This window comes from Micromonospora chokoriensis (assembly GCF_000718555.1).
Taxonomy (GTDB): Bacteria; Actinomycetota; Actinomycetes; order Mycobacteriales; family Micromonosporaceae; genus Micromonospora; species Micromonospora chokoriensis_B.
In genome coordinates, this window is record NZ_JOAN01000031.1 from 1 (window position 1) to 23,272 (window position 23,272).

General features: G+C 70.9%; 17 protein-coding genes and 1 rRNA gene. 12 read left to right on the forward strand and 6 right to left on the reverse strand.

Annotated features, from left to right (window positions below):
* Window positions 1-97 (forward strand): 5S ribosomal RNA (gene rrf / locus IF46_RS33490); the annotation flags it as partial.
* 352 nt (window positions 98-449) lie between these two features.
* Here rrf and IF46_RS0129745 read toward each other — a convergent pair.
* Window positions 450-1,136 (reverse strand): hypothetical protein, encoded by a 687-nt coding sequence (locus IF46_RS0129745; protein WP_030491720.1) that lies wholly within the window; start codon window positions 1,134-1,136, stop codon window positions 450-452.
* Between the two features lie 69 nt (window positions 1,137-1,205).
* Here IF46_RS0129745 and IF46_RS0129750 point away from each other — a divergent pair, with 69 nt between their 5' ends.
* Genes IF46_RS0129750 through IF46_RS0129760 form a run of 3 tightly spaced genes read left to right on the forward strand, consistent with a single transcriptional unit; the run spans window position 1,206 to window position 5,586 of the window.
* Window positions 1,206-3,824: a valine--tRNA ligase gene (locus IF46_RS0129750; protein WP_030491721.1), complete on the forward strand. Its 2,619-nt coding sequence runs from the start codon at window positions 1,206-1,208 to the stop codon at window positions 3,822-3,824.
* Window positions 3,821-5,155 carry a bifunctional folylpolyglutamate synthase/dihydrofolate synthase gene (locus IF46_RS0129755; RefSeq protein WP_030491722.1) on the forward strand — a complete coding sequence of 445 codons (1,335 nt, stop codon included), beginning with the start codon at window positions 3,821-3,823 and terminating at the stop codon, window positions 5,153-5,155. Before IF46_RS0129750 ends, IF46_RS0129755 begins: the two co-directional genes overlap by 4 nt.
* Window positions 5,152-5,586, forward strand: coding sequence for a DUF4233 domain-containing protein (locus IF46_RS0129760; RefSeq protein ID WP_030491723.1), 435 nt, complete (start codon window positions 5,152-5,154; stop codon window positions 5,584-5,586). Before IF46_RS0129755 ends, IF46_RS0129760 begins: the two co-directional genes overlap by 4 nt.
* Window positions 5,587-5,608: 22 nt before the next feature.
* On the opposite strand, the gene IF46_RS0129765 is transcribed toward IF46_RS0129760, so the two are convergent.
* On the reverse strand, window positions 5,609-7,042 hold the full coding sequence (locus IF46_RS0129765; RefSeq protein ID WP_030491724.1) for a VOC family protein: 1,434 nt from the start codon (window positions 7,040-7,042) through the stop codon (window positions 5,609-5,611).
* 142 nt (window positions 7,043-7,184) lie between these two features.
* Between IF46_RS0129765 and ndk the strand changes: the two genes are divergently transcribed.
* Window positions 7,185-7,610 (forward strand): nucleoside-diphosphate kinase, encoded by a 426-nt coding sequence (ndk, locus tag IF46_RS0129770; RefSeq protein WP_030491725.1) that lies wholly within the window; start codon window positions 7,185-7,187, stop codon window positions 7,608-7,610.
* 16 nt (window positions 7,611-7,626) lie between these two features.
* Here ndk and sigJ read toward each other — a convergent pair whose 3' ends face one another.
* The 3 genes from sigJ to IF46_RS0129785 all read right to left on the reverse strand — a co-directional run bounded on the left by sigJ (window position 7,627) and on the right by IF46_RS0129785 (window position 10,219).
* A complete protein-coding gene (gene sigJ / locus IF46_RS0129775) occupies window positions 7,627-8,502 on the reverse strand; it encodes an RNA polymerase sigma factor SigJ (protein ID WP_030491726.1) in 876 nt (291 codons plus the stop codon).
* Entirely contained in the window at window positions 8,499-8,930 is a 432-nt protein-coding gene (locus IF46_RS0129780; RefSeq protein ID WP_420063605.1) for a carboxymuconolactone decarboxylase family protein, read from the reverse strand. Before IF46_RS0129780 ends, sigJ begins: the two co-directional genes overlap by 4 nt.
* A 125-nt stretch (window positions 8,931-9,055) precedes the next feature.
* A complete protein-coding gene (locus IF46_RS0129785; protein ID WP_157563658.1) occupies window positions 9,056-10,219 on the reverse strand; it encodes an acyltransferase family protein in 1,164 nt (387 codons plus the stop codon).
* 162 nt (window positions 10,220-10,381) lie between these two features.
* Here IF46_RS0129785 and IF46_RS0129790 point away from each other — a divergent pair, with 162 nt between their 5' ends.
* The 3 genes from IF46_RS0129790 to IF46_RS0129800 all read left to right on the forward strand — a co-directional run bounded on the left by IF46_RS0129790 (window position 10,382) and on the right by IF46_RS0129800 (window position 16,246).
* Window positions 10,382-11,932, forward strand: a complete 1,551-nt coding sequence (locus tag IF46_RS0129790; protein ID WP_030491729.1) for an alkaline phosphatase D family protein — start codon at window positions 10,382-10,384, stop codon at window positions 11,930-11,932.
* A 380-nt stretch (window positions 11,933-12,312) separates the two neighbouring features.
* A complete protein-coding gene (gene ileS / locus IF46_RS0129795; RefSeq protein WP_030491730.1) occupies window positions 12,313-15,459 on the forward strand; it encodes an isoleucine--tRNA ligase in 3,147 nt (1,048 codons plus the stop codon).
* Between the two features lie 97 nt (window positions 15,460-15,556).
* On the forward strand, window positions 15,557-16,246 hold the full coding sequence (locus tag IF46_RS0129800; RefSeq protein ID WP_030491731.1) for a lysophospholipid acyltransferase family protein: 690 nt from the start codon (window positions 15,557-15,559) through the stop codon (window positions 16,244-16,246).
* 28 nt (window positions 16,247-16,274) lie between these two features.
* Here the strand turns inward: IF46_RS0129800 and IF46_RS35580 are convergent, their stop codons facing one another.
* Complete coding sequence (locus IF46_RS35580; protein ID WP_269640374.1) at window positions 16,275-17,474, reverse strand: hypothetical protein; 1,200 nt, start codon at window positions 17,472-17,474, stop codon at window positions 16,275-16,277.
* A gap of 106 nt (window positions 17,475-17,580) precedes the next feature.
* Here IF46_RS35580 and IF46_RS0129810 point away from each other — a divergent pair, with 106 nt between their 5' ends.
* The 4 genes from IF46_RS0129810 to mycP all read left to right on the forward strand — a co-directional run bounded on the left by IF46_RS0129810 (window position 17,581) and on the right by mycP (window position 23,170).
* A complete protein-coding gene (locus tag IF46_RS0129810; protein ID WP_030491733.1) occupies window positions 17,581-19,575 on the forward strand; it encodes a TIGR03960 family B12-binding radical SAM protein in 1,995 nt (664 codons plus the stop codon).
* 263 nt (window positions 19,576-19,838) lie between these two features.
* On the forward strand, window positions 19,839-20,279 hold the full coding sequence (locus IF46_RS0129815) for a hypothetical protein (protein ID WP_030491734.1): 441 nt from the start codon (window positions 19,839-19,841) through the stop codon (window positions 20,277-20,279).
* Window positions 20,280-20,289: 10 nt separating this feature from the next.
* The gene (locus IF46_RS0129820) at window positions 20,290-21,759 is read left to right on the forward strand and encodes a hypothetical protein (RefSeq protein ID WP_030491735.1); all 1,470 of its coding nucleotides are present in this window, start codon (window positions 20,290-20,292) and stop codon (window positions 21,757-21,759) included.
* Window positions 21,760-21,769: 10 nt separating this feature from the next.
* Window positions 21,770-23,170: a type VII secretion-associated serine protease mycosin gene (mycP, locus tag IF46_RS0129825; protein WP_051724269.1), complete on the forward strand. Its 1,401-nt coding sequence runs from the start codon at window positions 21,770-21,772 to the stop codon at window positions 23,168-23,170.
* Window positions 23,171-23,272: the final 102 nt, after the last annotated feature.

Genomic DNA, 23,272 nt, shown 5'->3' on the forward strand with positions numbered 1-23,272 from the left:
GGAAACGCCCGGTTACATTCCGAACCCGGAAGCTAAGCCCTCCAGCGCCGATGGTACTGCACTCGTGAGGGTGTGGGAGAGTAGGACGCCGCCGGACAAATTTTCAGAATAGGCCACCCCCACCCGGGGGTGGCCTATTCTGCGTTCCCGTTTGTTCCTGGTTGTAGTGGCCTCACCTGCGGGCTGACACCACCACTACAACCAGGATGTTGCGTGATCTCGCCGGCAGGCGGTCCGGACGGGCCGCTTCGGCGGCGCGGGCGAGCTGAGCCGGGGCCGGATATTCCGTTGAGCGTGATGTCTGTGAGTCATCGTGATGACTCACAGACATCACGCTGATCCCTGCAATAGAGGGCAGGCCGAGACACGCCTTCGGTTGAGACTGCCCCGCCGACGAGGTGAAAGAGCCGGGCGTTCCGGCCAGGCGGTCCGGGCTAGGCGGTGCGCGATCAGTTTCGGGTCTGCATGCCGTCGCGGAGGTTACGCAGCAGACCGCCGGCGTCGTCCGGCGAGCGACCCGGGAACATCGCCATGACCACGCTGCCGTGGTCGGCCCAGCCGCACACCGCGAAGTCACCGCCCTCACCGCTCGTGCTGCCACACTTCAGCACCCCGCCGAGGTCACCCGGGGACGCTTCGCGCAGACCGTTCACCGCGCCGGTCTCGTCCGACATCAGGCGGAAGAGGCTGTCCAGGTCGCGTTCCGGCTGCCAGAGCAGGGTGGTGCCGCCGAAGATGAGGACGGAGCGCTTGTCGTCGGCCGGGTCGCGGTAGACCGTGCCGAAGCTGCGGTCCAGCTCGATGTTCGCGGCCAGGCCGCTGCGCAGGTAGTCGGCTGTGCTCTTCGCCCGTTCGCTGTCGTCCCGGGTCAGACCCGCCACCTGATCGGGCGAGGTCAGCTGGGTGTCCTTCTGCTGTGCCACCTGCCACCCGCCGACACCGAGCACCCCGGCACCGGCGAGGCCGACCACCAGCGCGACCGTCCAACCGATCTTGCGACGGCGGGACCAGCCGCCGGACCGCTCGTCGGGGTCGCCTCCGGAGTCCCGGGTGCTCAGCTGGATCGGCTCTTCGGTCAGCTCCACCGGCTCGCGACCGCCGTCGAGCGACCGCTCGGTGAGATGTGCGTCGGACATAGCCGACACCGTACGCGAACGGCAGGTGGCGCACGTCAGGTCTGCGGAAGCCCTCCGTAGACTTGTCCGGTGACCGAGAGACTGGATGCCCAACGCCCCGACGCCCCGACCCTTGCCGGCCAGTACCAGCCCGGTGAGGTAGAGCAGCGACGGTACGAGCAGTGGGTAGCCGCTGGGCACTTCCGGGCCTCCGCGGACAGCGACAAGCCCCCGTTCACCATCGTCATCCCGCCGCCGAACGTCACCGGCTCGCTGCACATGGGCCACGCGTTCGAGCACACGCTGATGGACGCCCTGACCCGGCGTAAGCGGATGCAGGGTTTCGAGGCGCTGTGGCTGCCTGGCATGGACCACGCCGGCATCGCCACCCAGAACCTGGTCGAGCGTCAGCTCGCCGCCGAGGGTCTTTCCCGGCACGATCTCGGCCGGGAGAAGTTCGTCGAGCGGGTCTGGCAGTGGAAGGCCGAGTCCGGTGGCGCCATCCTGGGCCAGATGCGCCGCCTCGGCGACTCCGTCGACTGGGACCGTGAGCGCTTCACCATGGACGAGGGGCTGACCCGGGCCGTCCAGACGATCTTCAAGAAGCTGTTCGACGACGGCCTCATCTACCGGGCCAACCGGATCATCAACTGGTGTCCGCGCTGCCTCACGGCGCTCTCCGACATCGAGGTCGAGCACACCGACGACGACGGTGAGTTGATCTCGATCCGCTACAGCGACGAGGTCGTGGTGGCCACCACCCGAGCCGAGACGATGCTCGGCGACACCGCTGTGGCGGTGCACCCGGACGACGAGCGTTACCAGCACCTGATCGGCACCGAGGTCGAGCTGCCGTTGACTGGCCGCCGGATCCCGATCGTCGCCGACGCGCACGTCGACCCGTCCTTCGGCACCGGCATGGTCAAGGTGACGCCCGCCCACGACCCGAATGACTTCGAGATCGGCCAGCGGCACGACCTGCCGGCGCTGACCGTGATGGACGAACGCGGTGTGATCACCGTGCCCGGCCCGTTCGAGGGGTTGGACCGGTTCGAGGCCCGGCCCGCGATCGTGGCCGCGCTGCGGGAGCAGGGCCGGATCGTCGCCGAGAAGCGCCCGTACGTGCACGCGGTCGGGCACTGCTCGCGCTGCAAGACCACCGTCGAGCCGCGGCTGTCGCTGCAGTGGTTCGTCAACACCGCACCGCTGGCCCAGGCCGCCGGGGACGCGGTTCGCGACGGTCGGGTCCGCATCGAGCCGGCCGAGTTGTCGAAGCGCTACTTCGCGTGGGTCGACAACATGCACGACTGGTGCATCTCCCGCCAGCTGTGGTGGGGGCACCGCATCCCGGTCTGGTACGGCCCGGCGGGTGAGATCGTCTGCGTCGGCCCCGACGAGGCGCCGCCGACCGGCGAGGGCTGGCACCAGGACGAGGACGTCCTGGACACCTGGTTCTCCAGCGGTCTGTGGCCGTTCTCCACCCTCGGCTGGCCCGAGCAGACCCCGGACCTGGCGAAGTTCTACCCGACCAGCGTCCTGGTCACCGGGTACGACATCCTGTTCTTCTGGGTCGCCCGGATGATGATGTTCGGCCTCTACGCGATGGACGGCCGGCCGCCCTTCGACGTGGTCGCGTTGCACGGCATGGTGCGCGACCAGTTCGGCAAGAAGATGTCGAAGTCGTTCGGCAACGTGGTCGACCCGCTGGACTGGATCGACCGCTACGGCGCCGACGCCACCCGGTTCACCCTGGCGCGGGGCGCGAACCCCGGCCAGGACGTCCCGGTCAGCGAGGAGTGGTGCCAGGGCTCGCGTAACTTCTGCAACAAGCTCTGGAACGCCACCCGGTTCGCCCTGATGAACGGCGCGCACACCACGGGCGACCTGCCGCCCACCGAGCAGCTCTCCACCGTCGACAGGTGGATCCTGTCCCGGCTGGCGCACGTCACCGCCGAGGTCGACGAGCAGTTCGAGGCGTACGAGTTCGCCAAGGTGTGTGACCTGCTGTACCACTTCGCCTGGGACGACGTCTGCGACTGGTACGTCGAGCTGAACAAGCCGGTGCTCGCCGAGGGCGGTGAGCCTGCGGAGGTCAGCCGTCGGGTGCTCGGGCATGTGCTCGATCAGCTGCTGCGGCTGCTGCACCCGGTCATTCCGTTCGTCACCGAGGAGCTGTGGGTGGCGCTGACCGGCGGCGAGACGGTGCAGGGCGCTGCCTGGCCGGTTGCTGACCGGTCGCTTATCGACGACGCCGCCGAGGCCGAGCTGGTCGGTGTGCAGCGGGTGGTCACCGAGATCCGCCGGTTCCGTTCCGACCAGGGGCTGCGCCCGACGCAGCGGGTGGCGGCCCGCCTGGACGGGCTGTCCGGGGCGGGAATCGCCGCCCACGAGCCGCTGATCCGTTCGCTGGTCCGGCTGGACCCGGCCGGGGACGACTTCCAGGCCAGCGCCACGCTGGCCATGCCCGGCGCGGTCGGTGTCGCGTTGGACACCCGGGGGTCGATCGACCTGGCCGCCGAACGGGCCCGGCTCACGAAGGACCGTGCCGCCGCCGAGAAGGAGGTCGCGCAGGCCCGGGCGAAGCTCGACAACCCTGCCTTCATCGGCAAGGCCCCCGAGCCGGTGGTCGCGAAGATCCGCGACCGGCTCGCCACCGCCGAGGCCGACCTGGTCCGGATCGACGCTGCTCTGGAGACACTGTCCTCGTGACCGACCGTACCGAATTCGCCGCCGTCGAGGCGGAGCTGAACGCCCGTGGTTTCACCCGCATGGTCTTCGAGCTGGACCGGATCGAGTCCCTACTCGACCTGCTCGGCAGCCCGCAGCGGGCGTACCCCTCGATCCATCTGACCGGTACCAACGGCAAGACGTCCACCGCGCGGATGATCGACTCGCTGTTGCGGGCGCACGGGCTGCACACCGGGCGCTACACCAGCCCGCACCTGGAGAGCGTCCGGGAGCGGATCAGCCTGGACGGGGAGCCGGTCAGCGAGGAGCGGTTCACTTCGGTGTACCGGGAGATCGCACCGCTGGCCGAGTTGGTCGACGCGCGGTCGGACGAGCCGCTGACGTACTTCGACATGACCACCGCGCTGGCGTTCGCCACGTTCGCCGACGCGCCGGTCGACATCGCGGTGGTCGAGGTCGGCCTCGGCGGTGCCGAGGACGCCACTAACGTCATCCAGGCCGGGGTCTGTGTGATCACCCCGATCGGGCTGGACCACACCGAGTGGCTCGGCGACACGCTGCAGGACATCGCGTTGGCCAAGGCCGGCATCATCCACCCGGGCGCCACCGTGATCGCCGCGGCGCAGGAGGAGGAGGCCGCAGGCCCTCTCCTCGAACGCTGCGCCGAGGTCGGGGCCACCCTCGCCCGGGAGGGCGCCGAGTTCGGCGTGCTGAGTCGGGCGGTCGCGGTCGGCGGTCAGGTGCTCAGCCTGCAGGGCCTGGGTGGCGTGTACGACGACGTGTTCATTCCGCTGCACGGCGCCCACCAGGCGCAGAACGCCGCCGTGGCGCTCGCCGCCGTGGAGGCGTTCCTGGGTGCCGGGGCTCGACGTCAGCTCGACATCGAGGCGGTCCGGGAGGGCTTCGCGTCGGCCAGCTCCCCGGGTCGGCTGGAGCGGGTCCGCAACGCCCCGACTGTTCTGCTGGACGGGGCGCACAACCCGCACGGCATGAAGGCCACCGTCACCGCGCTCCAGGAGGAGTTCGCGTTCAGCAAGTTGGTGGCGGTGGTCGGTGTGCTGGCCGACAAGGACGCGGAGGCCCTGCTGGAGTTGCTGGAGCCGGTGGTCGACCATGTCGTGGTCACCCGCAACAGCTCGCCACGGGCGATGCCGACGGAGGAACTCGCCGCGCTGGCCGCCGAGATCTTCGGCGAGGAGCGGGTGGACTCGGCCGAGGAGATGCCGGACGCCATCGAGCTGGCGGTGGCGCTGGCCGAGGAGGACGTCCCCGGTGAGCTCAGCGGGGTCGGGGTGCTGGTCACCGGCTCAGTGGTGACGGTCGCCGACGCACGCCGGCTGTTGAAGCGATGACCAGCCCGGAGCGGGATCCGCACGCCATCGAGGATCCGACCGGCTCGCCGGTCGAGCAGCCGGTGGGGGAGGAGCCCACGGACGGGCAGCCGCGGCGCTCCGGGTTGCGCAACCCGGAGCGGGCGGTACGCGGCCTCGGTGCTGGCACGCTCAGCCTGGAGGCGCTGGTGCTGCTGCTGGCGATCCAGCCGATCCGGGTGGTCGGCGGTGACCTCGGCGGCGTCGCGATCGGTGCCGTGGTGGCGCTGGCGGTGGCCGCCGTCGTGCTCGCCGGCATGATGCGCCGCCCCTGGGCCTGGAACGCTGGCACCGTGCTTCAGGGCCTGCTGTTGCTGGGTGGTCTGTTGCACTGGTCGCTGCTCGGGCTGGGCATCATCTTCGCCCTGGTCTGGGCGTACGCGTTGCACGTCCGCCGCGTCATCCTCGGCTGACGTCCGAGCCGGTCAGCGGCAGTCAGGCGTCAGCGCGTTCGCGCCACTGGGTGAGCGCTACACCGTGGCCGTCCGGGTCGCGGAAGGCCGCCGCCCACCCCTCCAGCTTGGTGCCCCGGTTGACCACCCGGGGCGCGTACGTGAAGCGGACGCCCGACTCGCGCAACCGCTCGTATGCGGCTTCGATGTCGTTCACCTCAAGGTTGACGTGTACCAACCGGCGGCTGATGGGCGCCGCCCCGGTCACCTCGCGCAGGACGATCCGGGTCGCCCCGGAGGCGAGGACGGCGTTGTGCGCGCCCTGGTCGACCTCGCTGAAGCCGAGCATGTCGCGGTAGAAGCTGAGCGATCGGGGCAGGTCGGTGACGAGCAGGGTGAGGCCCACCCCGCTGATCGGCCCGGCCGGATCCGAGGCCGAGCCGGCGTCGAACCCGAAGATCGCCTGGTTCAGCTCCTCGTCGGTCACGGTCTCGTGTGCCGCCCCGGCCGAAGCGGGATCGTCAAGCGGAAGGTCGAGTGGGTCCAGCGGGTCGGCCGCGCCGCGGCCGGACCGCTGCGCGGGCGGTGGGTCGGCGCGCTGCGCGCTGAGCGGGTCGACGGAGTCGTCGGAGGGGACAGTCTCCGGCAGGTCGAACCGATCGGCGGCGGGCTCGTCGAAGCGTTCCTCGGCGGGCGGACGCGGCGCCGGGGTGGCCCGGCGGGGCAGCCCACCGGCCTGCTGCTCGACGAGGACGCCCTCCAACACCACCGGGCCACCCGGGCTCTGGTGCATCACCACGGGCTCGCGCTCCTCCGGTATGACGCCCGGGTCGTCGCGCCGGAGGTCGTCGCGTACCGGGTCGGTGCGCAGCGGGTCGCCGAGCGGATCCCGGAACGGGTCACCGACCGGGTCGCGGAAGTCGTCCCGGAAGTCGTCGTCCGGCGCGCGGTCGGCCCACGGGGGAGCGTCCTGCTGGATCAGCAGCTCGTCCATCGCCTCCGCGTCGGCGAACTCCGGCGGAAGGTCGGCGACGGCGGCGGCGGTCTCGGCGTGGGTCAGCACCTCGTCCCAGAGGACCTTGACGTGCCGCTGGTCGTCCAACGCGACCCGGATCGGCAGGGTCTGGCCCAGCGACGGCCACTTGGAGACCGGCACCCGCGGCTCGATGATCTTCTTGGATCGCGGCGGCAGACCGGGCGCGTCGATCACCAGCTGCAGTTCGCAGCGGCCGAACGCGTACTGGGTGGGTGGTTCGGAGGCGCTGTGCACGTGCCCGACACCGACCACCCACGTGCGACCACCGCCGCGTACGGTCGCCAGCGCGATCGCCAGCACCAGCAGGGCGACCCCGAGAGCCACGATGGCCCAACTGGTCATGCCCAGCCCGAACAGGACGACGAACGTGGCCACGGTGCCCAGCACCGTGCCGATCAGCTTGCGTACCGGCGCGATGGGTCGGTTCCCGCCATTCGACACAGTGGACCTCCCGAGGGTCAGGCCCAGGCTAGGCCGGATCGGCCACCGGGGGAAAGACCGGCCGCCGCGCCGGCGCCGGGACCGGGTCGCTAGGCTGACCGTACCGATCCCAAGCGTTCAGCGCGTACAGGAGGAACCCAGCGTGTCCAGCAACAGCCCGGATGAGCGCAGCCTCGTTCTGATCAAGCCCGACGCGGTCCGCCGCGGCCTGGTCGGCGAGGTCCTCTCCCGCTTCGAGCGCAAGGGGCTGCGGATCGACGCGATGGCGCACCGGACGATGGACGCCGCGCTCGCCGACGAGCACTACGCCGAGCACGTCGACAAGGCGTTCTACCCGCCGCTGAAGGACTTCATGACCAGCGGCCCGCTGGTCGCCCTGGTGCTCTCCGGCGACCAGGTCATCGACGTGGTCCGCGGGCTCGTCGGCGCGACCGACGGTCGCAAGGCCGCCGCCGGCACCATTCGGGGCGACCTGTCGCTGTCCAACCGGGAGAACCTGGTGCACGCCTCCGACTCGACGGACAGCGCCAAGCGCGAGATCGCGCTCTGGTTCCCCGAGCTGGGCTGACCCACATCGGCCGGGGTCAGCCGATCGCCGGCACCTTCGTCGGGTTGCCGACTACGTAGATCCCGGTGATCCGGCCGTCGGCCGCAGCGATGGTCAGCGTGTACCGACTGCCGTCCGCGCGGGTGATCAGCACCGCAGGTTCGCCGTTGAGCTCGACCGGGTGCACTGTCATCCGGTGGCGCGGGCCGTAGATCCCGGCGTAGAACCGGGCGATCCGGTCCGCGCCGGTTACCGGGTTCAGGGCGGCCCGCACCCGACCGCCCCCGTCGTTCCAGGCGGTGGCGTCGGCGGCCACCAGGTCGGTGAGCGTCCTCAGGTCACCGTCGCGGGCGGCGGCGAGGAATGCGTTCAGCAGCCGCTCCCGCTCCGGGCGACTGGCGGTGAACCGACGCTGCTCCTGCCGTACCCGCGTGGCTGCCCGGTGGTACAGCTGCCGGCAGTCGGCGGCGGACCGGCCCAGGATCTCGGCGATCTCCGCGTACGGCAGGTCGAAGGCCGTGTGCAGGACGTACACCGCCCGCTCCGGTGGGGTGAGTCGTTCCAGGACGTGCAGTAACGCGGTGGAGAGCGAGTCGCGTAGCTCCACCCGGTCCAACGGCCCGAACGGCGAGGGCACGGTCGGCACCGGCTCGGGCAGCCACGTCCCGACGTACGTCTCGCGGGCCGCCTGCCGAGCGCGCAGCCGGTCCAGGGCCAACCGGGTGACCACTCGGGACAGGTACCGGCGCGGCTCGTCGACCCGTGCGCGGTCCACCCCCAGCCAGCGCAGGTACGCCTCCTGGAGCACGTCCTCCGCGTCGTGCCGGCTGCCGAGCAGGCGGTACGCGAGCCCAAGCAGCATCGGCCGGTGCGCTTCGAGCGCACCGGCCGCCTCTGCTGCCTCGGTGGTCACACCTGGGCCGGGGGCTCCAGCCGCATCGTCACCCCGATCCGATTCCACACGTTGATTGTGGCGATCGCGAGGACGAGGTCGGCCAGTTCCTTCTCTGACCAGACCTTCGCGGCGTCGTCCCACACGTCGTCCGGCACCCCGTGCTCACCGAGCCGGGTGACCGCGTCGGTGAGGGCCAGCGCGGTCCGCTCCCGCTCGTCGAAGAAGGGCGCCTCCCGCCAGGTGGCGACCGCGAACAGTCGCCGGCTCGACTCACCGTCGGCGAGCGCGTCGCGGCTGTGCAGGTCCACGCAGTACGCGCACCCGTTGATCATCGACGCCCGCAGCTTCACCAGCTCCAGCACGGTGTGGTCGACGTTCGTCTGAACGTACTTCTCCAACCCCATGACGGCCTTGTACGCCTGTGGTGCGACCTCGGCCGGGTTCATCCGTTGCACGACTACCTCCTGATCGGTCCGACACCGTCACGACGGGTCGGCCGGGGTGGTTCGTGACAACCGTGGCTGTGACCCCGCTCATGTCAGCGAGGGCGGACCAGAATGCAGGGGCGTGGTCAGCCGCGCGCCGCCGGGGCGACGTCCTCCAGCACCTCGCGGGGACGGGGGATCTGGACGTCCTCGGCGACCGGGGCGGGCGGGGTGGGCGTCGTGCCATCGCCGTCGCGCGGGGCCGGCCGGCTCACCCGGGCGGCCAGCCGACGGCCCACCTCGATCATGGGTAGCTCGACCCAGCGGTACATCAGGTCCGCGGCGAGCAGCGCCACCACCGTCGTCGCCACGAAGAAGCCGGTGCTGCGATGCCCGAGCGCGGGCACCAGCCCGCCCGCCACCCGCGACGCGATCGACTGGATCAGATACAACGAGTACGACCGTTCGCCGACGAAGACCAGCGGCCGCAACCCCAGCCCGCGGGCGAGCACGCTGCGGGAGAGCAGGGCCGGCAGGAGCACCGTCGCCGCCAGGGCGTAGCAGCCGATCAACGACTCCTGCCCGAAGCGGGTGGGCCAGAACTGCGCGCACGCCTGGACCACGCCGAACCCCAGGATGACGACGGTGGCGGTCACCGGGTGGGTCAGCGGCCGGACCAGGGCGAAGCCGCGGGGGTGATGCATGACGATCGCGGTCAGGCAGCCGAGCAGGATCGCCACGTAGTGGATCGGCCAACTCAGCCAGGCGATGTCCGGCGGAATCATCGCGATGAAGAGCACGAGCAGGCAGAGCGTGACCATCAGGCGGCGGCGGAAGACGGCGGCGACCGCCACGAAGGCGATGGCCGGCCAGAACAGGTAGAACTTCTGCTCGATGCCGATCGTCCAGGAATGCAGGAACGGTGCGTTCCCCGTCAGGTTCTCGTTGAGGAAGAGCAGGTAGTACTTCATTCTCTGCTCGACCGGCTCGGGGTTGCCGTTGATCCGGGCCAGCCCCCAGTACAGGAAGAGCACCAGCAGGTAGACCGGCATGATCCGGAAGAACCGCCGCAGGTAGAACGCGCGCAGCGAGACCTTGCCGTAGCGGTGCTCCTCGCGCAGCAGCAGCGTCGTGATCAGGAAGCCGGAGAGTACGAAGAACAGGTGTACGCCGCTCCAGCCGCTCAGCCATTTCCAGGACGGGCCGCCGTAGTGGAATGCGATGACGATGACGGCGGCCACGGCCCGCAGCCCGTCCAACGCGGGGAATCGGCGCATGGCCTGAAATTCGTCGTACCGAAGCGAACGCACCGGCGAAGTTTGCGCGAGCGCGTCAGCGTGGTCAAGCCGCGCGGGACGCACTCCGCCATTCCGTCCAGACAACCGACGTTCCTGCTCGTGTCATCCAGACCGCCGCTCGCGGTCACCTCCGCCCGATAGACCCACGGGGTCAACCCATGATCGGGAGGAAGCATGACCGAGCTTGATCGACGTACCCTGCTGCGGGCCGGCCTGGTGGTCGGTGCCGGAGCCGCCGGCGGCGCCCTGCTGGGCGGTGCCGGCGCGAACGCCGCTGCGGCCTGGCGCCCGGCCGCGCGCCCGGTGCTCACCCACGGTGTGCAGAGCGGCGACGTGACCGCGGACTCGGCGCTGGTCTGGACCCGGGCCGACCGGCCGGGCCGGATGCTTGTCGAGGTGAGCCGTCGGCCGGACTTCCGTGGCGCGCGCACGCTGCGCGGCCCGGTGCTCACCCCGAACGGTGACTTCACCGGCAAGGTCCGGCTGCGGGGGCTGCCGGACGCCGAGCGGCTGCACTACCGGGTGCGGGTGGAGAGCCTGGAGCGGCACGGGGTGGTCAGCGAGCCGCTGACCGGAACGCTGACCACCGCACCGGGTCGGCATCGGCGCAGCGACGTGAAGTTCGTCTGGACCGGTGACATCGTCGGGCAGGGCTGGGGAATCGACCCGAACTTCGGTGGCATGTCGATCTTCCGGGCGATGCGGGAGACCCGGCCCGACTTCTACCTGTGCAGTGGCGACACGGTGTACGCCGACGGCCCGTTGGTCGAGTCGGTGACCCTGCCGGACGGGCGGATCTGGCGCAACGTGGTGACGCCGGAGAAGAGCAAGGTGGCCGAGACGCTGACCGAGTACCGGGGGCAGTACGCGTACAACCTGATCGACGAGCACCTGCGGGCGTTCAACGCGGCGGTCCCGCAGATCAACCAGTGGGACGACCACGAGGTGCTCAACAACTGGTACCCGGGGGAGATCCTGGACGACCCGCGCTACACCGAGCGGCGGGTGGACGTGCTCGCCGCCCGCGCGCGGCAGGCGTTCGGCGAGTGGCTGCCGGTGCCGGACGACGGGCCGCTCTACCGCCGGATCTCGCACGGGCCGCTGCTGGACGTGTTCGTGCTCGACATGCGGACCCACAAGGACCCGAACGACGGCAACACGTACGCCGACCCGAAGCGCGGCCTGCTCGGCCGGGAGCAGCGGGAGTGGCTGATCCGGGAGCTGAAGCGGTCCACGGCGACCTGGAAGGTGATCGCCAACGACCTGCCGATCGGCGTGGTGGTGCCGGACGGTCCGGGCGCGCAGGAGGGTGTCGCGCAGGGCGACCCGGGTGCGCCGGCCGGGCGTGAGTTGGAGTTCGCCGAGGTGCTGCGGGCCACCCACCGCGCCGGGGTGACCGGCATGGTCTTCCTCACCGCCGACGTGCACTACAGCGCCGCGCACCACTACGACCCGTCCCGCGCGGCGGTCGGCGACTTCACCCCGTTCTGGGAGTTCGTCTCCGGCCCGGCGCACGCCGGTGCGTTCGGCCCGAACGCGCTGGACGGCACCTTCGGCCCGCAGGCCGCGTTCGTGCACGCCCCGCCGGTGGCGAACACCGGCCCGGCGGGAGGCTTCCAACACTTCGGTGAGGTCAGCATCGATGGCCGGTCGGAAGCCCTAACGGTGCACCTGCGTGACCGCGACGGCGCCTCCCTCTGGACCACCACCCTCCCAGCCCCCTGACCCCCCCGGGGTCCCCTGCGGTTGATCATGAAGTTGTTGCCACGACACGCCGATCCGGTGGGCAACAACTTCATGATCACCGGGGCGGGGGTGGGGTGGGGATTAGTCGGCGGCGGGGTGGTGGGGTGGTCTTGTATCGTTGGGCTTTGTAGGGCGATGATCCGGCTATCACCGGTGAGCCTCCGGAAGAACAGCCGGGCAACCGGCTCAGTAGAACCGGACGGGTGCGGCCCGTCACAGCCGGCAATGAGCGGGCGGTCGATCCTGACCGCCAAGCGGGGTGGTACCGCGGGCCACCTGGGAGCGTCGTCGAGGCGTACCCCGGGAAGGTTCGTCCTCGCAGTCCCACGTTGAGTGACTGCACGAGGAGAGCGACCCCGATGGCCTATCCATTGCACGACCCGACCGCCGCCGGTGTGCCGGCGAGCCCGGACCTGCCCGCGGTCGAGCGCCGGGTGCTGGAGCACTGGACGGCCGACAAGACCTTCGAGGCCAGCATCGAGGCCCGTCCCGCCGGGACCGACGGTAAGAACGAGTACGTCTTCTACGACGGCCCGCCGTTCGCCAACGGCCTGCCGCACTACGGTCACCTCTTCACCGGCTACGTCAAGGACGTGGTGCCGCGCTACCAGACCATGCGCGGCCGGCACGTCGAGCGACGCTTCGGCTGGGACTGCCACGGCCTGCCCGCCGAGGTGGTGGCCGAGAAGCAACTCGGCATCACCAGCAAGGCGGAGATCATCGACCTGGGCGTGGCCCGGTTCAACGAGGCCTGCCGCGACTCGGTGCTGGAGTTCACCCAGGACTGGGAGCGGTACATCAACCGGCAGGCCCGCTGGGTCGACTTCACCAACGACTACAAGACCCTCGACCTGGACTACATGGAAAGCGTCATGTGGGCCTTCAAGACCCTGCACGACAAGGGTCTGATCTACGAGGGCTTCCGGGTGCTGGCGTACTGCTGGCGCTGCGAGACGCCGCTGTCGAACACCGAGACCCGGATGGACGACGTCTACCGGGACCGGCACGACCCCACCCTGTCGGTGTGGTTCGAGCTGACCGCCGACGAGTCCGCCCCGGAGCTGGTGCGCGGGCCGGTCAAGCTGGGCGTCTGGACCACCACGCCGTGGACCCTGCCGTCGAACCTGGCGCTCGCCGTCGGCCCGGACATCGAGTACGCGGTGCTGGAGCGCGACGGCGACCGGTTCGTCGTCGGCGCGGCGCGGCTGGCCGCGTACGCCAAGGAGCTGGAAGGGTACGAGCAGGTCGGCACGGTGTACGGCCGCGACCTGGCCGGGCGTCGCTACACGCCGCTGTTCGACTTCCTCGTCGAGCAGGCCGGGGAGAACGCCTACCAGGTGCTCGGCGCGGAGTTCGTCACCACCGAGGACGGCACCGGGATCGTCCACCTGGCCCCGGCGTTCGGTGAGGACGACCAGAACGTCTGCAACGCCGCCGGCATCCCCACCATCGTCACCGTGGACGACCACACCCGGTTCACCGCGCTGGTCCCGCCGTACCAGGGCGAGCAGGTCTTCGACGTCAACAAGCCGGTGATCCGGGAGCTGAAGGACCGGGGGGTGGTGCTCAAGCAGGACACCTACACCCACTCGTACCCGCACTGCTGGCGCTGCGACACCCCGCTGGTCTACAAGGCCGTGTCGTCGTGGTTCGTCGCGGTGACCCAGTTCCGGGACCGGATGGTCGAGCTGAACCAGGAGATCAACTGGACGCCCGGCCACATCAAGGACGGCTCGTTCGGCAAGTGGCTGGCGAACGCCCGGGACTGGTCGATCAGCCGGAACCGGTTCTGGGGCTCGCCGATCCCGGCCTGGAAGTCCGACGACCCGAACTACCCGCGCCTGGACGTCTACGGCTCGCTGGCCGACATCGAGCGGGACTTCGGCGTACGCCTGACCGACCTGCACCGGCCGGCGGTGGACGACCTGGTCCGCCCCAACCCGGACGACCCGACCGGGCAGTCGATGATGCGTCGGGTGCCGGAGGTGCTGGACTGCTGGTTCGAGTCCGGGTCGATGCCGTTCGCCCAGGTGCACTACCCGTTCGAGAACGCGGACTGGTTCGAGCACCACTACCCGGGTGACTTCATCGTCGAGTACATCGGGCAGACCCGTGGCTGGTTCTACACGATGCACGTGCTGGCCACCGCGCTGTTCGACCGGCCGGCGTTCCGCAACTGCCTGAGCCACGGCATCCTGCTCGGCTCGGACGGGCGCAAGATGTCCAAGAGCCTGCGCAACTACCCGGACGTCTACCACGTCTTCGACGCGTACGGCTCGGACGCGATGCGCTGGATGCTGATGTCCTCGCCGGTGCTGCGCGGCGGCGACATGGCGGTCACCGAGGCGGGCATCCGCGACGCCGTCCGGCAGGTGCTGCTGCCGCTGTGGAACGTGTGGTACTTCTTCACGCTCTATGCCAACGCCGACGGGTACCAGGCGCGGCGGCGCACCGACTCCACCCACCTGCTCGACCGGTACATCCTGGCGAAGACGAACGAGCTGGTGTCGACGGTCGGCGCGCAGATGGACGCGTACGACATCTCCGGTGCCTGCGCCACCGTCCGGTCCTACCTGGACGCGTTGACCAACTGGTATGTGCGCCGGTCCCGGGACCGGTTCTGGTCCGGTGACGCCAACGCCTTCGACACGCTGTCGACGGTGCTGGAGACCCTCTGCCGGGTGGTGGCGCCGCTCGCGCCGCTGACCGCGGAGGAGATCTGGCGTGGCCTGACCGGGGAGCGTTCGGTGCACCTGACCGACTGGCCGGAGGCGAGTGAGTTCCCGGCCGACCACGACCTGGTCGCCGCGATGGACAACGTGCGGGCGGTCGCCTCGGCGGCGCTGTCGCTGCGCAAGGCCAAGGGGCTGCGGGTGCGTCTGCCGCTGTCGAAGCTGACCGTGGCCTCGCCGGCGGCGGAGCAGCTGCGACCGTTCGCCGACCTGGTCACCGACGAGGTCAACGTCAAGACTGTCGAGTTCAGCGCGGAGCTGTCCGCGTACTGCGAGCAGGTGTTGACGGTGGTGCCCCGGGCGCTCGGCCCGCGCGTCGGCAAGCAGGTGCAGCAGGTGATCAAGGCGGTCAAGGCGGGCGAGTGGGAGCTGGTCGACGGCGCCCCGGTGGCCGCCGGCGTCACCCTCGCCGAGGGTGAGTACGAGCTGCGCCTGGTCGCGGCCGACGCCGAGCACTCCGCGCCGCTGCCCGGCGGCGAGGGCGTGGTGGTGCTGGACACCGACGTCACCCCGGAGTTGGCCGCCGAGGGGCTGGCCCGCGACGTGGTGCGGGTGGTCCAGCAGGCCCGCCGGGACGCCGACCTGGACGTCTCGGACCGGATCGTGGTGTCGGTGTCGGCCTCCGACGAGGTGCGCGCCGCGGTGGCCGCGTACGTCGACTTCGTCGCCGGGGAGGTGCTGGCCGACTCGGTGGACTTCGTCGAGGGCCTGGACGGCTTCGCCGGCGAGGTCGGCGAGGGTGAGCGAGTGACGGTCACCGTCCGCCGGTCGTAGCGCGCGGATGCGGACGCCGCCACACCTCAGTCTGCGGGGTGTGGAGGCGTCCGCTACCGTGACACCGCCTGTTCGCACCTGATCTGCCGGAGGACCAGTGCCCCTGCTCTACACCATCGGCAAGCTCACCGTGGCGCCCTCGCTGCGGTTGGCGTTCCGCCCGACCGTGGAGGGTCTGGAACACGTGCCGGAGACCGGCGGCGCGATCTTCGCCGGCAACCACCTCTCGGTGGCCGACGAGCTGTTCCTCGGCACGGTGGTGCCCCGACACCTGGCGTTCTGGGCGAAGTCGGAGTATTTCAAGGGCACCGGTGTGAAGGGCGCCATCTCCAAGTTCGTCCTCACCGGCCTGGGTGCGATCCCGGTCGAGCGGGCCGGTGGTCGGGCCGCGTTGTCCGCGTTCGACGCGGCGATCCCGGCGCTCAAGGGCGGTGACCTGGTGGTGGTCTACCCGGAGGGCACCCGCTCGCCCGACGGCAAGCTCTACCGGGGGCGGACCGGCGCGGCCCGGCTGGCCATCTCCGCGGGTGTGCCGATCATCCCGGTCGGCATGATCGGCACCGACAAGGCGCAGCCGATCGGTGCCCGGGTGCCCCGGCCCGGCGCTGCCAAGGTCACCGTCCGGTTCGGCAAGCCGCTGGACTTCAGCGGCCGGCCGGACGACCGTGCCTCGCTGCGGCAGATGACCGACGAGCTGATGAGCGAGATCCAGAAGCTCACCGGCCAGGAGTACGTGCCCCGCTACGCTCCGCCGCGCGCACACCCAGACCCCACCCGCGACGCCTGACCACCAGACCTAGGTCCAGCCCAAGGCACTAGGCCTTGGGCTGGACGATCTGGGCACGCAGGGTGGCCAGCAGGTCGGCGCTGTCGCCTACGGAGAGTCGGGTGAACACGCCGGTGGCGATGCTGCCGTGGTCGACCGACGTGCAAACCACCACGTCGCTGCCGTCGGCGCTACCCACCGCGCATCGCTCGTGCCGGCCCCGCACCCCGGTGTCCACGCTCTGCGGGGCGTTCAGCGCGTACCGCTCGGTGAGCCGGCTGATCTCGGCTTCCGCGTCCGACTCCGGGCTGAACCGGAAGCCGGTGCCGCCGAAGACCGTCACCCGCTTGCCGCTCGTCGTCGAGTAGACGCCGGCGAACGTCTCCTCGGCCAGCCAGTGCTCCTTGCGCACCTCGCCCTCCAACTGCCGGGCGGTCTCCGCGCTGCGGTCGTCCTGGCGCAGGCTGAGGTCGTCCACCTGGACGGGCAGTGCCGCCCGAGCGGGGTACTGGGCCGAGATCGGGAACCCGTAGTAGGCGGGGCAGCCGCAGCAGCAGGCCAGCGTGAGCAGCAGCAGCCATGGCCAGCGGCGTCGCCGACGGACCGGGACCGGCACGTACCCCTTGGGGGCCTGCCAGCCCGGTGGTGGCGTCGGTGGTGGCGTGGCCGGTCGCCGGCCCCGGCGCTGCTTCGGCGCCTTCGGCGGCGCGGGTGGCGGGGGTGGCGACATCGGCCGGGCCGGCACCATGGGGCCGATGGCCTGCGGCTGTCTCGGGGCAGCCGGCGGCGACACCGGGTACGGCCCGACCGGGGGACCGGGCGGCCCGGACCACGGCCGGGTGTCCGGCGGTGCCGGATACGTGGCCGTCGGCGGCAGCGGGGGCAGCTCGGCGGAGGGCAGGTCCCAGCCGCCGGTGTCCACGCCGGCCCACGGGTCGACCGGCGTCTGATGCTCCGGCGGGCTGACGGGGACGGGTGGGACAGGGGTCGGCTCGGCGGACTCGCCCCAGGCGGGCCGGCGCGGCAGCGGCGGCGGCACCGAGGCCGAGCCGCTCCACCTGGGCGCCGGGACCTCCGCGGTGGCGGCGGGTTCCGGCTGGTCCGGCGGTTCCGACTGGTTCGAGGGGTCCGGCTGGTCCGAGGGTACGGGTGGGGAGGTCGGCTCGTCGGCGACCGCCGGGTCCCGCTCCGGCTCCGCACCCGGGGTGCTCCCGTCGGCCGGCCGTGCTCCCGGCTGGGGCTCCGGCATCGCGGCAATCTCCTCTCGCGCCGATCCGAGGTTAGTACCGCGCCGCCACCACCGCCGATCGGGCGTGCGCGCGATCACCGCCGGGCAGCGCGTACCCTTGGGCATCATGAGTGCCTCGTCCACGACGCCGCGTGCGGCCGCGACCAATTCGGTCTGGTCCCAGCTTGAGCCGCTGCTGCCCCAGATCTCCAAGCCCATCCAGTACGTCGGGGGCGAGCTGGGTGCGGTGACCAAGGAGTGGGACACGGCGGCCGTGCGGTGGGCGCTGATGTATCCGGACGCCTACGAGGTGGGCCTGCCCAACCAGGGCGTGCAGATCCTCTACGAGGTGCTCAACGAGCTGCCCGACACCCTCGCGGAGCGGACGTACGCGGTCTGGCCGGACCTGGAGACGCTGATGCGCACGCACGGCGTGCCGCAGTTCACCGTCGACGCGCACCGGTCGGTGCGCAGCTTCGACGTGTTCGGCATCTCCTTCTCCACCGAGCTGGGCTACACCAACATGCTCACCGCGATCGACCTGGCCGGCATCCCGATGCTGGCCGCCGACCGCACCGACGCCGACCCGGTGATCGTGGCCGGCGGGCACGCCGCGTTCAACCCGGAGCCGATCGCCGACTTCATCGACGCCGCGGTGCTCGGTGACGGCGAGGAGGCGGTCCTGGAGATCACCGCGATCGTCCGGGAGTGGAAGGCCGAGGGCTCGCCGGGGGGCCGCGACGAGCTGCTGCTGCGGCTGGCCCGCACCGAGAGCGTCTACGTGCCGCGCTTCTACGACGTCGACTACCTGCCGGACGGCCGGATCCAGCGGGTCGTGCCGAACCGGGCGGACGTGCCGTTCCGGGTGCACAAGCGCACGACGATGGACCTGGACGCCTGGCCCTACCCGAAGAAGCCCCTCGTTCCGCTGGCCGAGACGGTGCACGAGCGGTACGCGGTGGAGATCTTCCGGGGCTGCACCCGAGGCTGCCGGTTCTGCCAGGCCGGGATGATCACCCGGCCGGTGCGGGAGCGGTCGATCACCACGGTCGGGCAGATGGTCCGCGAGGGCCTGGAGTTCTCCGGCTTCAACGAGGTGGGCCTGCTGTCGCTCTCCTCGGCGGACCACTCCGAGATCGGCGACATGTGCTCGGGCCTCGCCCAGCAGTACGAGGGCACGAACGTCTCGCTGTCGCTGCCGTCGACCCGGGTGGACGCCTTCAACATCGACCTCGCGCAGGAGCTGTCCCGCAACGGGCGGCGTACCGGCCTGACCTTCGCCCCGGAGGGCGGGTCGGAGCGGATCCGCAAGGTCATCAACAAGATGGTGTCGAAGGAAGACCTGATCCGTACGGTCGTCACCGCGTACACCAACGGCTGGCGGCAGGTGAAGCTCTACTTCATGTGCGGCCTGCCCACCGAGACCGACGAGGACGTCCTCGAGATCGCCGAGATGGCCCACGAGGTGATCAGGGCTGGTCGGGCCGCCACCGGCTCCAAGGACATCCGCTGCACGGTCTCGATCGGCGGGTTCGTGCCGAAGCCGCACACCCCGTTCCAGTGGGCCGCGATGGACCGTCCGGAGGTCATCGACCACCGGCTCAAGATCCTCAAGCAGGCCATCAACTCGGACCGCTCGCTGGGTCGGGCCATCGGCTACCGCTACCACGACGGCGAGCCGTCGCTCATCGAAGGGCTGCTGTCCCGGGGCGACCGCCGGGTCGGCTCGGTGATCCGCAAGGTCTGGGAGAACGGCGGCCGGTTCGACGGGTGGAGCGAGCACTTCTCGTACCAGCGCTGGGTGGACGCCGCGGCCGAGACGCTGCCCGCGTTCGGGGTGGACCTCGACTGGTACACCACCCGTCAGCGCGACGAGCTGGAGGTCCTTCCCTGGGACCACCTCGACTCGGGCCTCGACAAGGACTGGCTCTGGCAGGACTGGCAGGACTCGTTCAGCGAGTTCGAGCAGGACGACTGCCGGTGGACGCCCTGCTTCGACTGCGGTGTCTGCCCCTCGATGGACACCGAGATCCAGATCGGCCCCACCGGTAAGAAGCTGCTGCCGCTCACCCCGTTGGGCGGCAACGGCATGAAGGTTCAGGCGGGTCACTCGCACGCCTGACCGAGCCCGCCTTGGGGCAGCGCCGGTCGGCGGTGCCCCACCACCCTCCACATCCGACCGGTCGTCAAACGGGCCCGCATTCCGCGGGCCCGTTTGCGCTGTCTGGACTCCGCCACGCGCCAGCGTCGCCGCAGTGACCTCCCTGGATCGACAGTGATCTGTACCGGCTGCTGGTGGCTGGGGCTGCCCCGGCTGGGTCACACTCGATACGCTGCGTCTGACATGGACCGACCTCGGAGGGTCGGGGACGGGGGAGGAAGCGCATGGGCAGCATCCCGCCGCCGAACATCGGCGATCTGCACGTCAGCGTCGAGGATCTGGACGCTGCGGCGGCGTACGTCGAGCGGCTGAAGCAGTACGTCGAGGACACCCTCAGCTACGAGATGGAACGCATCAAGGAGCGGATGAAGGGCGACAGCAACAACGCCCAGACCGTTCCGAACGGCACCCCCTTCGGTGCCTACGAGGACGCCCGCATGCAGTGGCGGGCCCTTGAGACGTCCACGGGCAACATGGAGGCGCACCTCACGATGATCTCCCAGAAGCTCGCCGCGCTGAAGGAGGGCACCGAGGAGATCGCCAAGGCGTTCCGCGACACCGAGGCGCGTAACGCCGCCAACGGCAAGGAGATCGAGCGACTGCTGGAGTCTGCGGCGCCGCCGCCCACTGCCAGCGGCGCGCCCACCTACCCGTACACGGCCTGAGGGGGACGTCATGGCTGGAGGAACTTGGGAGCGGTGCGTCCGCGAGGTGACGCTCTCCGCGGACCCGGAGACGGTCGGCTCGGTCGGGGTGGGCTGGAGCAACCTCTCCAGCGGCCTGCAACAACTGCGCGACGCGCTCGTCGGCCGATCGTTCGTCGGCCCGATCGCGACCGGCCAGGAACGCCCGCACGTCGGCGGCCTGCCCGGGATGCTCGCCGGTTGGAAGGGCAGCGGTGGTGACGCCTACCGCGAGCACCTGGGCAAGATCGGCAAGCAGATCGAGGATCTGATCACCGACGCGACAAACGTCAGTGGCGCGTTGACGCGGATCGAGGGCGACATCCGCAAGTCGGTCTCCACGATCCCGATCCCGCTGATGGACGACTTCGGCATCAACGAGTGGAGCCTGCCCAACGGCACCGAGCTCGACGATGCCCGCGACGGGGAGAGCTCCTCGGGGTTCCTCGCCGCGCTGCGCAAGGACTACCAGAACAACCCCGCCTCGTACGCCGACGGCGCGTTCCGCGACAAGGCCGACGACCTCGAAGCGACGATGAAGGTCGACGGCCAGGCCGGCGACCAGAAGCGGGGCGGCTGGTGGGACACCAAGGCCCACCTGGACAACTGGTACCGGGACAACCAGCAGGCGGCGACCACGGCGATGGCGCCGCTACCCAAGGCGGTCTACACCGAGCGTCCCAAGCTCACCGTGAACGGGCCGGACGGGAGGCTCATCGAGGATGAAATCCGTCGCGACACCCGGGTCCCGCCGACCGGGCGGCCCGACATCGGTGGTGGCGAGTTCGGCGGGAAGCCCGACATCGGTGGTGGCGGCCCCACGATCGGTAGTAGGCCACCGGGCATCGGCGACGTGGGCGGTCCGACGTCGAGCGTCGACCCGTTCTCCCCGACCACGTCCGGTGGGCTCGGCGATGGCTCGCCCACCGGCCAGCTCACGACCCCACCGACCGGCTCCGGTTACCCGGGCTACGGCGACGATGACTACACCAGCGGTCTGGCTGGCGCCACTCCGAGCGGCGTCGGCGGCCTGGGCGGTGGCATCGGCGGCGGTGGGGTCGGCAGCGCCGGTCTCGGTGGTGCCGGCGGTGGTTTCGGCGGCGGGGCCGGCGTGGGTTCGGCCGGCGGGATCGGCGCCGGCGGTGGCCTGGGCGGCGGCGCCGGGATCGGCGTGGGCGGCATCCCCGGCATGGTGGGCGGCGGCAACGGCAAGGTGCCACCGATGACGAGCGCGGCGAACGCGCTGCGCGCCGCCGCAGGCGCGGGCGGCGCCGGGATGGCGGGTGGCGCGCGTGGCGGTGCCGGCGTCGGCGGGGCTGGAATGATGGGCGGCGGCATGATGGGCGGCGCGGGCGGCGCCGGGCACGGTGGCGGCACCGGCTCCGAGCACTCGTCGTGGTTGACTGAGGACGACGATCCGTGGGGCCCTGGTGACGGCGCGTCCCCGGGCATCCTTCGATGAGGACGGACGGATGAGGGTGAACGTCGGAAGCCTCCGGCCGGTAGTCGCCTGCCTGCTGGCGGGGTTCCTGGTGGTGGGGGCCGCCCAACCGGCGGCCGCCGCGCCACGGCGGGCCGAGCAGTGGTATCTGGACGAGCTCCGGATCGACCAGGTGCAGAAGATCTCGACCGGGCGCGGCGTGGTCGTGGCCGTGATCGACACCGGCGTCGAGGCCACCCACCCCGACCTGCGCGGTCAGGTGCTGCCCGGTGGTCGCAGCTACGGCGCCTCCGGAGACGGCCGAGCCGACGAGAACGGGCACGGCACGCACATGGCCGGCATCATCGCGGCGAAGAGCGGTGGCCGCGACGGGGTGGACGGCATCGCCCCCGGTGTGAAGATCTTGCCCATCAAGATGCGCAAGGACGACGGGTTCTTCCGCAGCGAGGGGATTGCCCGGGCCATCCGGATGGCCGTCGACGGCGGTGCCAAGGTCATCAACATGTCCTTCGGTGGCGCTGGCTTCGCCAACGCCGTGGAAGAGAGCGTAATCAAGTACGCGTTGGACCGTGACGTCGTCCTGGTGGCTTCCGCAGGAAACACCGCCCAGGGCCGTACCTCCGTGGGAAGCCCGGCCAACACTCCCGGTGTGATCGCGGTGACCGGGACGACCAAGGGTGGCAAGTTCTGGTCCGGCTCCGTCCAGGGGCCGGAGGCGGTGGTCGCCGCTCCGGGCGACAGCGTCTACAACGTCACCAACGAGGCGGGCTACGGCTGGGGCGATGGAACCTCCGACTCCGCTGCGATCGTCTCCGCTCTGGCCGCGTTGATCCGAGCCAAGTACCCGGACCTCAACGCTCCGAGCGTGATCAACCGGATCATCCGGACCGCGCGGGACGCCGGCCCCTCCGGGCGGGATCCGCAGTACGGCTTCGGGGTGATCGACCCGATGAAGGCGCTGACCGCGAACGTGCCGCCGGTCTCCGCCAACCCGCTGCTCGACCCGGCCGCGGCGGTCGACCCGAGTCCGGTCCGCACCGGGGGTGCGGACGAGGAGTTCGACGTCACCCAGCACGGCGATCGCGGTGGCCCCACCGACCAGCAGGTCATGGTGGTGGGCATCGGCATCGCCGTGGTGCTGGTGTTGCTGCTGGGGCTGGCGGTCTTCCTGATCTGGAACCGCCGTCGGTACCGGCGGGAGGCGGCCCGAGCCGCCGACATCCCGGACGAGGTGCTCGACCGGGCGGCCCAGGGCGGGTACCCGCCTCCGGAGGCGGGTTACGCCCCGCAGCCCGGCTATCCGCCGCCCGGGTACGCCCCTCCCTCGGGCTACGCCCCGCCGCCCGGTTACGGCCCACCCTCGGGTTACGCCCCGCCCCCTGGTTACGGGCCGCCCGGCGGAGCGCCGCCGCCCCCGCCGAGCGAGCGGTAACCGGTCCCGATCGTGATGGCCGGCTGGTGACCTACGCGTCACCGGCCGGCCATCGGCTTTCCTGACGGGCGGGTCGCGACCCGATTGACCGATTTGCACCCG

Bases quoted from the DNA above. Each gene is read 5' to 3' on its own strand.
- IF46_RS0129745 (WP_030491720.1), bottom strand. From the start codon at position 1,136: ATGTCCGACGCACATCTCACCGAGCGGTCGCTCGACGGCGGTCGCGAG.
- IF46_RS0129760 (WP_030491723.1), top strand. From the start codon at position 5,152: ATGACCAGCCCGGAGCGGGATCCGCACGCCATCGAGGATCCGACCGGC.
- IF46_RS0129780 (WP_420063605.1), bottom strand. From the start codon at position 8,930: ATGAACCCGGCCGAGGTCGCACCACAGGCGTACAAGGCCGTCATGGGG.
- IF46_RS0129790 (WP_030491729.1), top strand. From the start codon at position 10,382: ATGACCGAGCTTGATCGACGTACCCTGCTGCGGGCCGGCCTGGTGGTC.
- ileS (WP_030491730.1), top strand. From the start codon at position 12,313: ATGGCCTATCCATTGCACGACCCGACCGCCGCCGGTGTGCCGGCGAGC.
- IF46_RS35580 (WP_269640374.1), bottom strand. From the start codon at position 17,474: ATGCCGGAGCCCCAGCCGGGAGCACGGCCGGCCGACGGGAGCACCCCG.
- IF46_RS0129810 (WP_030491733.1), top strand. From the start codon at position 17,581: ATGAGTGCCTCGTCCACGACGCCGCGTGCGGCCGCGACCAATTCGGTC.
- IF46_RS0129815 (WP_030491734.1), top strand. From the start codon at position 19,839: ATGGGCAGCATCCCGCCGCCGAACATCGGCGATCTGCACGTCAGCGTC.
- IF46_RS0129820 (WP_030491735.1), top strand. From the start codon at position 20,290: ATGGCTGGAGGAACTTGGGAGCGGTGCGTCCGCGAGGTGACGCTCTCC.
- mycP (WP_051724269.1), top strand. From the start codon at position 21,770: ATGAGGGTGAACGTCGGAAGCCTCCGGCCGGTAGTCGCCTGCCTGCTG.